Origin of the sequence: Pseudomonas sp. MEJ086, from assembly GCF_030209025.1 — a bacterium.
GTDB classification, from domain to species: domain Bacteria; phylum Pseudomonadota; class Gammaproteobacteria; order Pseudomonadales; family Pseudomonadaceae; genus Aquipseudomonas; species Aquipseudomonas fulva_A.
This window is the reverse complement of sequence record NZ_JARVSV010000008.1, coordinates 399,626-411,831: the sequence shown is the minus strand read 5'-3', so window position 1 is coordinate 411,831 and position 12,206 is coordinate 399,626. Positions and strand designations below refer to the sequence as shown.

At 64.6% G+C, this 12,206-nt stretch carries 16 protein-coding genes; 7 read left to right on the top strand and 9 right to left on the bottom strand.

The genetic code is table 11. From position 1 onward, the window contains the following. Window positions 1-107: 107 nt before the first annotated feature. Genes argH through QRN22_RS07105 form a run of 3 tightly spaced genes read left to right on the top strand, consistent with a single transcriptional unit; the run spans window position 108 to window position 2,572 of the window. Window positions 108-1,502: an argininosuccinate lyase gene (gene argH / locus QRN22_RS07115; protein WP_042552370.1), complete on the top strand. Its 1,395-nt coding sequence runs from the start codon at window positions 108-110 to the stop codon at window positions 1,500-1,502. Then, window positions 1,502-2,065 carry a shikimate kinase gene (locus tag QRN22_RS07110; protein ID WP_042552371.1) on the top strand — a complete coding sequence of 188 codons (564 nt, stop codon included), beginning with the start codon at window positions 1,502-1,504 and terminating at the stop codon, window positions 2,063-2,065. Before argH ends, QRN22_RS07110 begins: the two co-directional genes overlap by 1 nt. A 27-nt stretch (window positions 2,066-2,092) precedes the next feature. Then, a complete protein-coding gene (locus QRN22_RS07105) occupies window positions 2,093-2,572 on the top strand; it encodes a GNAT family N-acetyltransferase (RefSeq protein WP_042552372.1) in 480 nt (159 codons plus the stop codon). On the opposite strand, the gene QRN22_RS07100 is transcribed toward QRN22_RS07105, so the two are convergent. Continuing rightward, window positions 2,573-3,238, bottom strand: coding sequence for a glutathione S-transferase family protein (locus QRN22_RS07100; RefSeq protein WP_042552373.1), 666 nt, complete (start codon window positions 3,236-3,238; stop codon window positions 2,573-2,575). It abuts the gene before it with no gap. A 148-nt stretch (window positions 3,239-3,386) separates the two neighbouring features. Between QRN22_RS07100 and QRN22_RS07095 the strand changes: the two genes are divergently transcribed. Beyond that, window positions 3,387-3,647: a DUF4282 domain-containing protein gene (locus tag QRN22_RS07095; RefSeq protein WP_231570111.1), complete on the top strand. Its 261-nt coding sequence runs from the start codon at window positions 3,387-3,389 to the stop codon at window positions 3,645-3,647. A 41-nt stretch (window positions 3,648-3,688) separates the two neighbouring features. Here QRN22_RS07095 and QRN22_RS07090 read toward each other — a convergent pair whose 3' ends face one another. The 8 genes from QRN22_RS07090 to QRN22_RS07055 all read right to left on the bottom strand — a co-directional run bounded on the left by QRN22_RS07090 (window position 3,689) and on the right by QRN22_RS07055 (window position 10,466). Next, window positions 3,689-4,129, bottom strand: coding sequence for a GlcG/HbpS family heme-binding protein (locus tag QRN22_RS07090; RefSeq protein ID WP_042552375.1), 441 nt, complete (start codon window positions 4,127-4,129; stop codon window positions 3,689-3,691). Further along, window positions 4,126-4,905, bottom strand: a complete 780-nt coding sequence (locus QRN22_RS07085) for an SDR family NAD(P)-dependent oxidoreductase (RefSeq protein ID WP_042552376.1) — start codon at window positions 4,903-4,905, stop codon at window positions 4,126-4,128. The genes QRN22_RS07090 and QRN22_RS07085 overlap by 4 nt, the downstream gene beginning before the upstream one ends. Continuing rightward, on the bottom strand, window positions 4,902-6,440 hold the full coding sequence (locus QRN22_RS07080; protein WP_285401939.1) for a tripartite tricarboxylate transporter permease: 1,539 nt from the start codon (window positions 6,438-6,440) through the stop codon (window positions 4,902-4,904). The genes QRN22_RS07085 and QRN22_RS07080 overlap by 4 nt, the downstream gene beginning before the upstream one ends. A 2-nt stretch (window positions 6,441-6,442) precedes the next feature. Continuing rightward, on the bottom strand, window positions 6,443-6,934 hold the full coding sequence (locus QRN22_RS07075; protein WP_042552378.1) for a tripartite tricarboxylate transporter TctB family protein: 492 nt from the start codon (window positions 6,932-6,934) through the stop codon (window positions 6,443-6,445). 66 nt (window positions 6,935-7,000) lie between these two features. Then, window positions 7,001-7,993: a Bug family tripartite tricarboxylate transporter substrate binding protein gene (locus QRN22_RS07070; protein WP_042552379.1), complete on the bottom strand. Its 993-nt coding sequence runs from the start codon at window positions 7,991-7,993 to the stop codon at window positions 7,001-7,003. Window positions 7,994-8,078: 85 nt separating this feature from the next. Next, entirely contained in the window at window positions 8,079-8,702 is a 624-nt protein-coding gene (locus tag QRN22_RS07065) for a 2-dehydro-3-deoxy-6-phosphogalactonate aldolase (RefSeq protein WP_042552380.1), read from the bottom strand. Next, the gene (locus tag QRN22_RS07060; RefSeq protein ID WP_042552381.1) at window positions 8,695-9,672 is read right to left on the bottom strand and encodes a 2-dehydro-3-deoxygalactonokinase; all 978 of its coding nucleotides are present in this window, start codon (window positions 9,670-9,672) and stop codon (window positions 8,695-8,697) included. The genes QRN22_RS07065 and QRN22_RS07060 overlap by 8 nt, the downstream gene beginning before the upstream one ends. Further along, window positions 9,669-10,466, bottom strand: a complete 798-nt coding sequence (locus QRN22_RS07055) for an IclR family transcriptional regulator (protein ID WP_042552382.1) — start codon at window positions 10,464-10,466, stop codon at window positions 9,669-9,671. The genes QRN22_RS07060 and QRN22_RS07055 overlap by 4 nt, the downstream gene beginning before the upstream one ends. Window positions 10,467-10,632: 166 nt before the next feature. Here QRN22_RS07055 and QRN22_RS07050 point away from each other — a divergent pair, with 166 nt between their 5' ends. The 3 genes from QRN22_RS07050 (at window position 10,633) to QRN22_RS07040 (ending at window position 12,127) form a co-directional block, all read left to right on the top strand. Continuing rightward, entirely contained in the window at window positions 10,633-10,908 is a 276-nt protein-coding gene (locus QRN22_RS07050) for a hypothetical protein (RefSeq protein ID WP_042552518.1), read from the top strand. A gap of 118 nt (window positions 10,909-11,026) precedes the next feature. Next, window positions 11,027-11,785: a substrate-binding periplasmic protein gene (locus QRN22_RS07045; RefSeq protein WP_042552383.1), complete on the top strand. Its 759-nt coding sequence runs from the start codon at window positions 11,027-11,029 to the stop codon at window positions 11,783-11,785. Between the two features lie 93 nt (window positions 11,786-11,878). Further along, on the top strand, window positions 11,879-12,127 hold the full coding sequence (locus QRN22_RS07040; protein WP_042552384.1) for a TIGR02647 family protein: 249 nt from the start codon (window positions 11,879-11,881) through the stop codon (window positions 12,125-12,127). The last annotated feature ends 79 nt before the right edge of the window (window positions 12,128-12,206 follow it).

The window sequence follows — 12,206 nt, the reverse complement described above, 5'->3', positions numbered from 1 at the left end:
TCGAGCAGGCCGCTGCGCAGGCCGACGTGTCTGTTATCATCAGCGGACTTTTCCGTCGTGCCGGAAACTTCCGGCCCGTCCGCACCTGCATACAGCCGAGTCAGACCATGAGCAACGAAAAAACCAATCAGTCCTGGGGCGGCCGCTTCAGCGAGCCCGTCGACGCCTTCGTAGCCCGTTTCACCGCCTCGGTGGAATTCGACAAGCGCCTGTATCGCCACGACATCATGGGCTCCATCGCCCACGCCACCATGCTGGCCAAGGCGGGCGTACTGACCGACGCCGAGCGCGACGCGATCATCGAAGGCCTTACCCAGATCCAGGGCGAAATCGAGGCAGGCAAGTTCGACTGGCGCGTCGACCTGGAAGACGTGCACATGAACATCGAAGCGCGCCTGACCGACCGCATCGGTGTGACCGGCAAGAAGCTGCACACCGGCCGTTCGCGCAACGATCAGGTGGCCACCGATATCCGCCTGTGGCTGCGTGACGAGATCGACCTGATCCTCGCCGAAATCACCCGCCTGCAGCAGGGCCTGCTGGAGCAGGCCGAGCGAGAAGCCGAGACCATCATGCCTGGCTTCACCCATTTGCAGACCGCTCAGCCCGTGACGTTCGGCCACCACCTGCTGGCCTGGTTCGAAATGCTCAGCCGCGATCACGAGCGCCTGGTCGATTGCCGCAAGCGCACCAACCGCATGCCCCTGGGCAGCGCCGCACTGGCGGGCACCACCTACCCGATCCAGCGTGAAGTAACCGCCGAACTGCTCGGCTTCGACGCCGTGGGCGGCAACTCGCTGGACGGCGTGTCGGATCGTGACTTCGCCATCGAATTCTGTGCGGCCGCGTCCGTGGCGATGATGCACCTGTCGCGCTTCTCGGAGGAGCTGGTGCTGTGGACCAGTGCCCAGTTCCAGTTCATCGATCTGCCGGATCGTTTCTGTACCGGCTCCTCGATCATGCCGCAGAAGAAGAATCCGGACGTTCCCGAGCTGGTGCGTGGCAAGACCGGCCGCGTGTTCGGCGCCCTGACCGGCCTGTTGACCCTGATGAAAGGCCAGCCGCTGGCCTACAACAAGGACAATCAGGAAGACAAGGAACCGCTGTTCGACGCCGCCGACACCTTGCGCGATTCGCTGCGTGCCTTCGCCGACATGATTCCGGCGATCAAGCCCAAGCACGCCATCATGCGCGAAGCGGCCCTGCGTGGTTTCTCCACCGCCACCGACCTGGCCGACTACCTGGTACGCAAGGGCCTGCCATTCCGCGATTGCCACGAAATCGTCGGCCATGCCGTGAAATACGGCGTGGACAGCGGCAAGGATCTGGCCGAGATGAGCCTCGAAGAACTGCGCCGTTTCAGCGATCAGATCGAACAGGATGTGTTCGCCGTGCTGACCCTGGAAGGCTCGGTGAACGCCCGTGATCATATCGGCGGTACCGCACCGCGCCAGGTACGCCTGGCTGTGGAGCGCGGCAGAGCCCTGCTCGCTTCGCGCTGATGGAGGCCTGGGTACCCGGCCGGCGTATTTCGGTGGTCGGCTGTTCGGGCGCGGGCAAGACCACGCTATCGCGCCGCCTGGCGCAGCGCCTGGGCTACCGTCATGTCGAGCTGGATGGCCTGTTCCACCAGCCCGGCTGGCAGCCGCTGCCCACCGAACAGTTCCAGCACGCCGTAGCCGACGCCCTGCAAGGTGACGGCTGGGTCGTGGAGGGCAACTACTCGGCCGTGCGCCCACACATTCTGGCACGAGCGGACACGGTGATCTGGCTGGACCTGCCCCGAGCGGCGGTAATGCGCCAGCTGATCCCGCGCACGCTAAGACGCCTGACCCTGCGTCAGCCCCTGTGGAACGGTAATCGTGAGCGCTGGAGCAACCTGTTCAGCCTCAAGCCCGAGCAGTCGATCCTCGCCTGGGCCTGGACACGCCACGCGACCTATCGCCAGCGTTACGGCGAGGAAATGCGCAACGCCCCGGCTCATCGTCATTACCTGCGCCTGGATTCACGCCAGGCCATCGAACGCTTTCTGAGCAGCGTGCCGGCTGACGTCCCCATTCGATAACCCCATTCACTCTTGCGGAAGCACCAGATGCCACTCAACATTCGCCCCGCGGTACGCGAAGACGCCGCCCTGATCCTGCGTTTCATCACCGACCTGGCCATCTACGAAAAGGCCGAGCATGAAGTGAAGACCGATGTCGCCGGTATCGAAAACAGCCTGTTCGCCGACGGCGGCACCGCCCATGGTCTGATCTGCGAACTGGACGGCGAGCCTATCGGTTACGCCGTGTACTTCTTCAACTATTCGACCTGGCTGGGCAGGCATGGCCTGTACCTGGAAGACCTCTACGTCACCCCGCAGCAACGTGGTGTCGGCGCCGGCAAGGCGCTGCTGCGCCACCTGGCCAAGCTGGCGGTGGCGCGTGGTTGCGGTCGCTTCGAATGGTCGGTACTGGACTGGAATCAACCGGCCATCGACTTCTACGAGTCCATCGGCGCCAAACCCCAGAACGAGTGGATCGGCTACCGCCTGACCGGAGACGCGCTGACCCGCTTCGCCGCCAGCTGATCAGCCAGCCAGGCGCGCCTTCATGTGCGCCATGAACGGCCCGAACGCCGCCTCTTTGTCAGCCGCTATGCGCTGGACATGGGGGTTCGTGGCGAAACGTTCGAGCAGTGCGCCAGCCTCGGGAAAATCGCCGAGCAGATCGATCGCGAACAGCTTGTGCGCCACCCCAGCCGCCAGGTCGATGCTGTACAGGAAGTACAGGTCGGCCAGGCTCAGGTGTTCACCGGCCACATAAGGCGCGAACCTGCCCAGGCGCTTGAGCGAGTCGATACCGGCGAGCAATTCCTCGCGGCCCTTGTTGAGAATCGCCGGGTCCAGTTGCATACCGAAAAACGCCTGGGCGTAGCAGTATCGCGCTGGCAACTCGATGTACAGCTCGATGTGCCTGGCCAGCTCGCGCACCCTGGCCTGCTCGAACGCACCCCGCGGTAGCAACGCGGTGCCCTGCCCCAAGGTTTCGAGGTACTCCAGAATCGCGGCGGTCTCGCTGATGAAGCCCTCGTCGCATTCCAGCACCGGCACCTTGCCGCGCGGACTGATGCTCAGAAAGGCCTCGTCACGGGATGCGTAGGCACGCACCTCTTCGAAGGGCAGCCCCTTCTCCAGCAGCGCGAACTTGACCATGTTGTAGTAGTTGCTGACGGCGAAACCGTGGAGCCTGAGCATGGATAGGTATCCTCTGATAGACAGCCGGGACGAGCACGCTAACCTCATTTCAGGCGCTTTACCACGAGCGCTCCAGGCCAACTGGCTGCGACCGCTCTGGCCTGCTACTCTCCCGCCGCCTCGGGCTCGGCGCCCGGGAACCCCTACCATGGACTGGAGTTACACCATGAAGAACCTGTTCTTCTTCGACGCGATGCTCACCCCGAAAATCATCACCTTCGTCTACTGGCTGTTGCTGCTCAGCGTGGCGATCAGTGGCCTGACGATGATGTTCAGCGGTTATGGCAGCTTCCTCGGCGGCCTCGGCACCCTGATCGGCGGCGCCATCGGCGCGCGTATCTGGTGCGAGCTGATGATCGTGCTGTTCAAGATCCACGAGAACCTGCAGAAGATCGCCAACCGCGCCTGATGCCGCTACGCCCGCGCACCTCGCATGCGCGGGCGCTGCAGCTACTCCAGCGCAGCAGCTGCGGCCTGCGCCACCTGCCCGTCCTGGGTCGGGTGCATGCCCGACACGCCGATGGCACCGATGACCTTGCCGTTCTGCACCAGCGGTACCCCACCCTCCAGCAGAATGGCGTTGTGCATCGACAACAGGCGCAGTGCCGCACCACCGGTCGCCAGGGTCTCTTCGAAGCCCTTGGTGGAGCGCTTGAACAGCGCAGCGGTGGAGGCCTTCTTGATCGCTACCTCGACGCTGCCCAGGGCCGCTTCATCGAGCTTGTGCAGCAGCACCAGATGCCCCCCGCTGTCGGCCACGGCAATCACCATCGGCCAGCCGTTGGCGAGCGCCTCCCGCTCCGCAGCCGCGGCAACCTGCCGAGCCTGCGCGAGGCCGATGGGCGCGCCATAGCTCAACACCCCTGGGGCGAATGCGATCGGCACATTCATGGCATCGCCTGCCCGCCGTTGACGTCGAGCACCTGACCGGTGATGTAACCACTGCACGCATGGGACGCGAGAAACAGGTACGAGGGCGCCATTTCCTCCGGAGTGCCGAAACGGCCCATGGGAATGGTGGTGCTCACCGCAGCGCGGGCAGCATCATCCTTGTCGGCATGGAAGGCGGTGTCCACGGTGCCCGGCGAGACGATGTTGAAGCGGATATTGGCCGGGGTGAATTCACGCACCCAGTTGCGCTGAATGTTGTGCAGCCAGGCCTTGGCGGCCGCATACAGGCTCGCGCCCGGGCCGCCGCCGCCATGTGCGGCGATCGAGCCGGTGGTGATCACCGCCGCGCTCTGCCCGCTGGCCCTGGCCGAGGCGCGCAGATGCGGGATGGCTTCACGAGTGACCATCAGTGCCGAACGCAGATTGACGTCGGTCATGGCGTCGAAGAAGACGTCATCGATGTTCTCCAAACCTCGTCGCTCCAGCAGTGCGCCAGCGTTGTTGATCAGCACGTCGATACCGCCGAAGCGCTCGACGAACGCCGCGACGGTGGCCACGCAGGCATCGGTCTTGCCGAGATCACCGGCGAAGAAGGCGGCCTGGCCACCATCGGCCGACAGCTCGCTGAGCAGCGCGTCGAGGTTGTCCGGCGTATTGCGCGCGGTGATGCCGACATGGGCGCCAAGCTTGGCGAAGGCCCGGGCGGTGGCCAGGCCGATGCCCAGGGTGGAGCCGGTGATCAGCACGCGCTTGCCGCGCAGGTCATTGAAGGTCATTGGGTACATTCCTCTTTGCGGTGAGCAGGTGATTGCGGAGGGACGCCGGCACGGCGCTTGAGCACGCGCAGCAGCAGCGGCAGCATCCACAGCGACAGGGTGATGATGGCCAGCGTCAGGGAAACCGGGCGTTCGAAGAACACCATCAGGTCGCCCTGGGCGCGCATCATCGAAGTGATGAAGGTTTCCTCGAGCATCGGCCCGAGAACGATGCCGAGAATCATCGGCGCCAGCGGAAAGCCGTTCTCTTCCATCAGAAAGCCGACGATGCCGAAGGCGAGAATGGTGACGATGGCGAACAGGGTGTTTTCAACGGCGAAGGCACCGACGATGGAGAACGCCAGAATCACCGGCATGAGGATGCTCTGCGGCACCTGCAGCACGCGCTTGAACAGCTTGATGGCGAGAAAGCCGAAGGGGATCAGCAGGATGTTGGCGAGCAGGAAGGCCAGGAACACCGCGTTGATCATGTCGGCGTTCTCGGTGAAGATCGTCGGCCCCGGATTCAGCCCCTTCATGAACAGCACGCCGATGACGATGGCGGTAAGCGAGTCGCCAGGAATGCCGAACACCGTCGCCGGGATGAAGCTGCCACCCACCGCCGCGTTGTTGGCGGCGGTAGCCGGAACGATCTTGGCCATGTTGACCTCGTCCGGCGTGGCGCGTTTGGCCGCAGCACGCTTGGACATGGCGTAAGAGATGTACGCGGCCACGTCGGCCCCCGCCCCCGGCAGGATGCCGACCAGCACGCCCACGAACGACCCCTGAGCGACGCCCGCCTTGTATTTGAAGATGTCGCGCAGCGCCTGCAGCAGCATCGGTTTCTGCGCTACCAGCGCGGCCTGCCGGGAATTGCCAGCGCGGCTGTTGCGGGTGCAGAAACGCAGAATCTCCGCCACCGCGAACAGGCCGATGATCACCGGGATGAAGCCCAGGCCGCCGAGCAGGTCGGCATTGCCAAAGGTGAAACGCGCCTCGCCGGACACCGGGTCCAGCCCCACGCTGGCCACCAGCAAACCCAGCAGCAGCGAGACCGCGCCCTTGACCGGTGAGCTGTCGGACACCGCGATGGCGGCGGTCAGCCCCATGCAAGCCAGCCAGAAGTATTCGAACGAACTGAAGTTGAGGGCGAACTCGGCCAGGAACGGCGCGAACAGAATCAGCGCCAGTACGCCGATGCTGCCGCCGATTGCCGAACTGACCGCGCTCATGCTCAGGGCATATTCGCCCAGGCCACGTTGCGCCAGGCTGTAGCAGGGTTCGGTATAAGCCGCCGAAGCCGGCGTGCCGGGCATGCGCATGTACACCGCGGGCAGGTCGCCGGCGAAGATCGCCATGGCCGCCATGGTGACGATGGCGGAAATCGCCGGCACCGGATCCATGAAGAAGGTCACCGGCACCATCAGCGCCACCGCCATGGTAGCGGTGAGCCCGGGAATGGCGCCGACGAACAGACCATAGATGGCAGCCACCACCATCACCGCCAGGACCTCGAACGTCATCACCATGCCGAAAGCATTGATTATCGCGTCCACGTTCAGCCCCCCAGGTAATCGGTGAGAAAGCCCATGGGCAACTGCACGCTCATCACCTGCTGAAAGAACAGGTAGAGGAACAGGGTGACCAGCACCGCCGTCACCCAGGACAGCAACGGCCGGCCACTGAAGCGCTGACACAGCACGCCGACCAGCAGCACGCCACAGAGCAGGAAGCCGACACGTTCGATGGCTGCGATGAACGCCACCACCAGCAACGGCACCAGCACGATGTTGATCACCCGCTCACGATCACGCAGCCAGGGGCCGGCCTGCACCAGCCAGAAGCCTCCGGCCTGTCGAGCCAGCGCCAGGCGCACGCCCTTGATCAGCAGGATCACCCCGCAGGCCGCCAGCAGGCTGCCGATGATCGACGGAAAGAAGCCGGCGCCGTACTGGAAGAACGGTGAAACCTTCATCTGCTGGCCGTGCAGCAGAACCCCCAGGCCGAGCAGGGTGAAGAGCACCCCGAGGGCGATGTCGCTGAATTTCATGCTGTGCGCTCCTGATGATCGCCGCTGCACCGCGCCTGCCAAACCGGCAGGCGGGTAGTACGACGATTACGGATTGAGCTTGCCGATCAGCGCCTGGACGTCACGGGTGTGCTGCTCCAGGTACTCACCGAAGGCTTCGGCGTTGCGCCATTGCGGACGGAAGCCGCGGGCCTCCATTTCCTTGCGCCATTCGGGGTCGTTGTAGATCTTCTCCAGGGTCGCTTCGAGCTTGACCTTGATGTCGTCCGGCAGGCCGGCAGGTGCCACCAGCGCGCGGAACGAACCCAGCTCCAGATCCAGACCGGTTTCTTCTTTCAGGGTCGGCACGTCCGGGTAGGCGGCCTGGCGCTCGGAACCGAACACCGCAAGGCTGCGCACCTTGTTGGAACGCAGCAGCGCATCGGCCTCCGGCAGCGAGCACGGCACGAAGTCGACGCCACCGGCAGCCAGATCCTGCATTGCCGCAGCGGCGCCCTGGCCGGGAATCATGCGGATCTTCTGCAGATCGACCTGCCAGGCATCCAGCAACCCGGCCACGGCCATCGGCCAGGAGCCGCCGCAACCGCCGGCACAGGCGATGGTGTACTTGGCGGGGTCGGCTTTCAGCGCATCGAGCGCCTGACGCAGGCTGGTGAAGGGGGAGTCGGTATTGACCTGGAAACCGGCCAGGTCGAAGTTGTACTGGCCGATGGGCGTGAAGTCACTGGCCTTGAAGTCGGCCTGGCCCATTTCCTTGTAGTGGGCATAGTTGAACAGGATGCCCAGGGTGTAGCCGTCGGCCTTGGAGGTGATGATCTTCTGGATGCCGACCACGCCACCGCCCTGCCCCAGGTTGATGACGTTGAACTGCTGCCCCAGTTCCTGTTTGAGGTACTTGGACAGGATTCGCGCGGTGCCGTCGGAGCCTCCGCCCGCACCCGCCGGCACGATGATGCTCACCGGGCGGCTCGGCCATTCGGCGGCCAGCGTCGGCATGGCCAGGCCCAGCGCCAGGGTCAGTGCAGCCAGCTTGCAGCCGGCGCGGCTCAGCAGTTTGCCGAGGGTGGAAGACTGTGACATGCGAGGTGCATGGTTAACGAGCATAACGAGCTCTCCTTTTATTATTGTCGAGTACGGCTGTCATGTTGATCGGGTGCGGCGAATCTCAGTGCTGCGTCGCCCTCCAGGCCGCCACGAAGGCCTTGCCGTTTTCGCCCACTTCGGCAGCGCTCATGCCCGGTTTGTACAGCGCCGAACCGAGACCGAAGCCACTGGCACCGGCATCCACGTACCCCGCCATGCCGGCAGGCGTGATACCGCCGACCGGCAGCAGGGCGATATCGCGCGAGAACACCGCGCGCCAGGCCTTGACGATCGCCGGGTTGAACTGCTCGGCGGGAAACAGCTTGAGCACCTGAGCACCGGCCTCCAGCGCGGCGAAACCTTCACTCGGCGTGGCCACCCCGGGCGAACTGAACAGCCCGGCACGGCGTGTGGCGCGAATCACCTCAGGGTTGCAGTTGGGCGACACGATCAGCCGGCCACCGGCCTGGGCCACTTCCTCGACCTGCCCGGTACTGAGGACGGTGCCGGCGCCGATCAGCGCGCGTTCGCCCAGCTCGGCCGCCAGCAACCCAATGCTCTGCAAAGGCTGCGGCGAGTTGAGCGGAATCTCGATCAGCCGGAAGCCGGCGTCATACAGCGCCAGGCCGACCGGCACGATCTCCTCGGGCGTGACGCCACGCAGGATGGCGATCAGTGGCAATTGCTGAAGATAGGATTCAGACATGCAGAGCACTCCTCGAAACGGCGGTGGGCGTTGCGGTGACAAGCGCGGCGGCGCAGGCCAGGTGCCAGAGCCCTGTGACCCCGGCGTTTTCCAGGGTGCGTACGGCGGTCACGCCAAAGCGCCCAAGGGCCAGGCGATAGCGTTCGCACAGGTGCGCATCGCCGATCAGTACCAGTGGCGGGCAGGCGTGCTCCTCGAGACTGGCGAGCACGCTGCGCAGCTCCTCGCCGATCAACAGCCCGGAGAGGTAATCCAGGCTTTCGCCTGCCGTCAGGCGCTCGGTCAGCAACAGGCTGCGGGTGCTGAACAGGCGTCCGGAAACACCCTCGGCGGCACTCTGCCGGGCGGCGTCGAGGCCCCGGCAAAAGGCCTCGTCGCTACGTTCGATCCCCTGTTCACGGGCAGGGCGACCAAGAATCGAGTGATCACGCAAGACGGCGAACAGCTCGCCGGTCATATGGGTGGTGAAGTGGCTGATCGCGCCGTCGCGCACCGACACCCATTTACTGTGGGTGCCGGGCAACACCAGCAGAGCATGCTCACGCAGCTCCGGCGCCAGTTGCAGAGCACCGAACACTTGGGTTTCTTCACCGCGAATCACGTTGGGTAGTGCGCTGGCATCGAGCACACCCGGCAGCAGATACAAGGGGCCATAGGCGGTATCCACAGCCAGCAGCCCATCTACCAGATTGCTGGAAGTGGCCGGGCACAATGCGTAAGGCACCTCGCGCCACCCCTGTCGGCTGCCGATCATGCCGCATGCCAGCGCAGGCAGCCCCGGCCATTGGCGGCACCAGTCTCCGACCAGCTCTTCATAGGCCCGGGCGAAGTCGCCATCCGGCGTGTGCTGAATACCCCAGGGACGGCTCTGGGCGGCCAGCACCCGGCCGCCTTCACCCAGCAGATAGGCGCGTAGCGATGAGGTGCCCCAGTCGAGGGCGATCAGCGCAGGCGCGAGGCGTTCGCTCATGAGGCACTCCAGCCCAGTTCTCGGGAAATGGCGATGGCACAGGCGATCACGTCCGGGCGCAGCTCGTGCAGGCGCGCTTCCGGCATGTAAGGGATGGCACTGGCGACACTCAACGCGGCAACGATCTGTCCACTGGCATCACGCACGGGGGCGGCGACGCAACGCACACCCAGTTCGTTCTCCTCCAGATCGAAGCTGAAACCGCCCTCGGCATAGCCGCTCATCAGGCCGCGGAAGTCGTCCCAGGGCGTGAATTCCTCGCGCAGCCCAGACTGCCCGGCGCGACGCTGCAGGCCCTGCTGGTAGAGCTCCTGCCACTGCGCCTCGGGCAGGTCGAGCATCAGCGACTTGCCGATGCCGGTCAGCGCCAGCGGCATGCGCAGGCCGATTCGCGAGCGCATTTCCAGGCCGCGACTGCTCGGTAGCTTCTCGATGTACAGCACATCACCGTCGTCGCGCACGCCCAGGTGCACGGTGTCCTGGGTGAGCCGCGCCAGCGCTTCCAGATGGGGCCGTGCAACGTTGGCCAGGGGCATCTGGGCGCGGGCCTTGTAGCCGAGTTCGATGAGTTTGGGACCGAGCTGGTAGCCACCGGCGCTACCGCCAATGCCACGCAGATAGCCGGCCTGCACCAGCGCGGCGATCAGCCGATGGGTGGTGCTGCGTGTACAGCCAATGGTCGCGCCGATGTCGACCAGGCTGCTGGCACCCTGGGCAACGGCGTCGATCACGGCCAGGCCTCTGAACAGCGCCTGGGCACCCGTGGGTGCTTGATTGTTGTTTTTATCGGGCATGGGACTCTCCTGGCGTTGGACTCTAATCCGCTTTTTCGCAATTCTCAATATGCGAAACAAACTCCCATATTATAGGAATTGAATGGCACACAGCGCATTTCGCGTGGCGAGCGCGAACGGGCACTGTCAAACTGAAGGCTCTTTCCAGCCAATGCGGACCTGCACCATGAGCACTGCCGACGAGCACGACGACGACACCTTCACCGAGCATGCGCTGGTTGAGGCCATCGAGAATCAGCTGGAATCCGGCGAGCCGGCGTTCACCCAATCCGTGCTCAACAAGCTGACGCTGGTGGGCTACGCGCGCGAAGAAATCGTACAGATGATGGCCATGGTGCTCGCCCACGAAGTGGATGCCATGCTGCGCGAGGATCGCCCGTTCGATGCCGAAGGTTACGAGCAGGCGCTACGCGCGCTACCGACGCTGCCTGAGGAAAGCTGAGCCTACCCAAGCTGTCCGCCGTCGCGTTCACGGAAACCGAGCAGTGACCAGCGACCATCTTCTCCGCCGCACGGCACACTGCTAAGGTGGCTCGATAGCCCGTGTGGATCTGCTACGGATGCGCCATTCCACCTTCAACCGCTGCTGCCTTGCGCTGCTGCTGATCGCAGCGAGCGGTGTCGCATCGAGCCGGGAAGCGCTGCGCATCGGTGCAGAAGACGACTGGTACCCGTACACCGCCTACCGCGACGGCAAGATTCAGGGCATGTCGGTGGATATCGTCAAGGCAGCCTTCGCGGCTGCCGATACGCCCATCGAGCTGGTTCCCTACCCCTATTCCCGCTGCATGCAAATGGCTCACGACGGCCAACTGGCGGCATGCTTCAACACCTCACCGGACCAGCGCATCGACAGTGATTTCCTGATCCCGCGGGAACCGCTGTTCAGTGATGACATCCTGCTCTGGGCACCACGCGAGAGCGTCCCCGATGAACGCCTGGAGCAGCTGCGCGGACGCAAGGTCGCGGTGACCATCGGCTACGAGTACGGGCCACGCCTGGATGACGATCCGCAGGTGATTCGCGTGCCGGTGCGCCGTGACCTCAGCGGCTTTCTGATGCTGCAGCATGGCCGGGTCGATTTCGTCGCAGCCTACCGCGGCACCGCCCAGGCGCTGTTTCGCGAGAACCCCGAGCTGCAGGGGCAGTTCGTGGCAGTAGCGACCCTGCACCGCCCCAAGCTGTACTTGAGCGTCTCGCGCCACCAACCCGATGCGACGCGGTTGGTCGAACGCTTCGAACAGGGCATGCGAACCATCCATCGCAATGGACGCTATCGGCAGATTCTCGATCAATGGCAGCACGCCCCGGCAAATTGATGGAGGCTTGACTACACTCAGGCTGCGGGGCGCCAGACACCCCCGAAGCCCACGGCCTGCGCCGTGCACGACAACAACAGGCAGGAGTCACCAATGGCCTTTACCGCCGAACTGGTCGCCGAACTGGAAATCCTTTTGCTGTTCAATCTGGACAATGGTCAGGAGGGATTGAAGATCCACCACCACGATGCCGCCCCCTCCGCCGTCGCCGCTGCCGGGCGCCTGCATGACAAGGGGCTGATCAGCCTCGCCGATGGCGGCTATCTGACCCGCCTGGGCCACGAAGCGGCCGAGCACGCCCATGGCCTGCGGGCCATCCTCACCGTTCCACAACCTGCCTGAGCCCCAGCAACGCCTGCCGCCCTGATGGTGGCAGGCCCCTCTCCCACAGGCTGTCCAGCCAACGATTGCGACAGGGCAC

Excerpts from the sequence above, each read along its gene's own strand:
- QRN22_RS07095 (WP_231570111.1), top strand. The coding sequence starts at position 3,387 with ATGGACTGGAGTTACACCATGAAGAACCTGTTCTTCTTCGACGCGATG.
- QRN22_RS07070 (WP_042552379.1), bottom strand. The coding sequence starts at position 7,993 with ATGTCACAGTCTTCCACCCTCGGCAAACTGCTGAGCCGCGCCGGCTGC.
- QRN22_RS07050 (WP_042552518.1), top strand. The coding sequence starts at position 10,633 with ATGAGCACTGCCGACGAGCACGACGACGACACCTTCACCGAGCATGCG.
- QRN22_RS07090 (WP_042552375.1), bottom strand. The coding sequence starts at position 4,129 with ATGAATGTGCCGATCGCATTCGCCCCAGGGGTGTTGAGCTATGGCGCG.
- QRN22_RS07085 (WP_042552376.1), bottom strand. The coding sequence starts at position 4,905 with ATGACCTTCAATGACCTGCGCGGCAAGCGCGTGCTGATCACCGGCTCC.
- QRN22_RS07100 (WP_042552373.1), bottom strand. The coding sequence starts at position 3,238 with ATGCTCAGGCTCCACGGTTTCGCCGTCAGCAACTACTACAACATGGTC.
- QRN22_RS07065 (WP_042552380.1), bottom strand. The coding sequence starts at position 8,702 with ATGTCTGAATCCTATCTTCAGCAATTGCCACTGATCGCCATCCTGCGT.
- QRN22_RS07045 (WP_042552383.1), top strand. The coding sequence starts at position 11,027 with ATGCGCCATTCCACCTTCAACCGCTGCTGCCTTGCGCTGCTGCTGATC.
- QRN22_RS07055 (WP_042552382.1), bottom strand. The coding sequence starts at position 10,466 with ATGCCCGATAAAAACAACAATCAAGCACCCACGGGTGCCCAGGCGCTG.
- QRN22_RS07060 (WP_042552381.1), bottom strand. The coding sequence starts at position 9,672 with ATGAGCGAACGCCTCGCGCCTGCGCTGATCGCCCTCGACTGGGGCACC.
- QRN22_RS07105 (WP_042552372.1), top strand. The coding sequence starts at position 2,093 with ATGCCACTCAACATTCGCCCCGCGGTACGCGAAGACGCCGCCCTGATC.
- QRN22_RS07040 (WP_042552384.1), top strand. The coding sequence starts at position 11,879 with ATGGCCTTTACCGCCGAACTGGTCGCCGAACTGGAAATCCTTTTGCTG.
- QRN22_RS07075 (WP_042552378.1), bottom strand. The coding sequence starts at position 6,934 with ATGAAATTCAGCGACATCGCCCTCGGGGTGCTCTTCACCCTGCTCGGC.
- argH (WP_042552370.1), top strand. The coding sequence starts at position 108 with ATGAGCAACGAAAAAACCAATCAGTCCTGGGGCGGCCGCTTCAGCGAG.
- QRN22_RS07110 (WP_042552371.1), top strand. The coding sequence starts at position 1,502 with ATGGAGGCCTGGGTACCCGGCCGGCGTATTTCGGTGGTCGGCTGTTCG.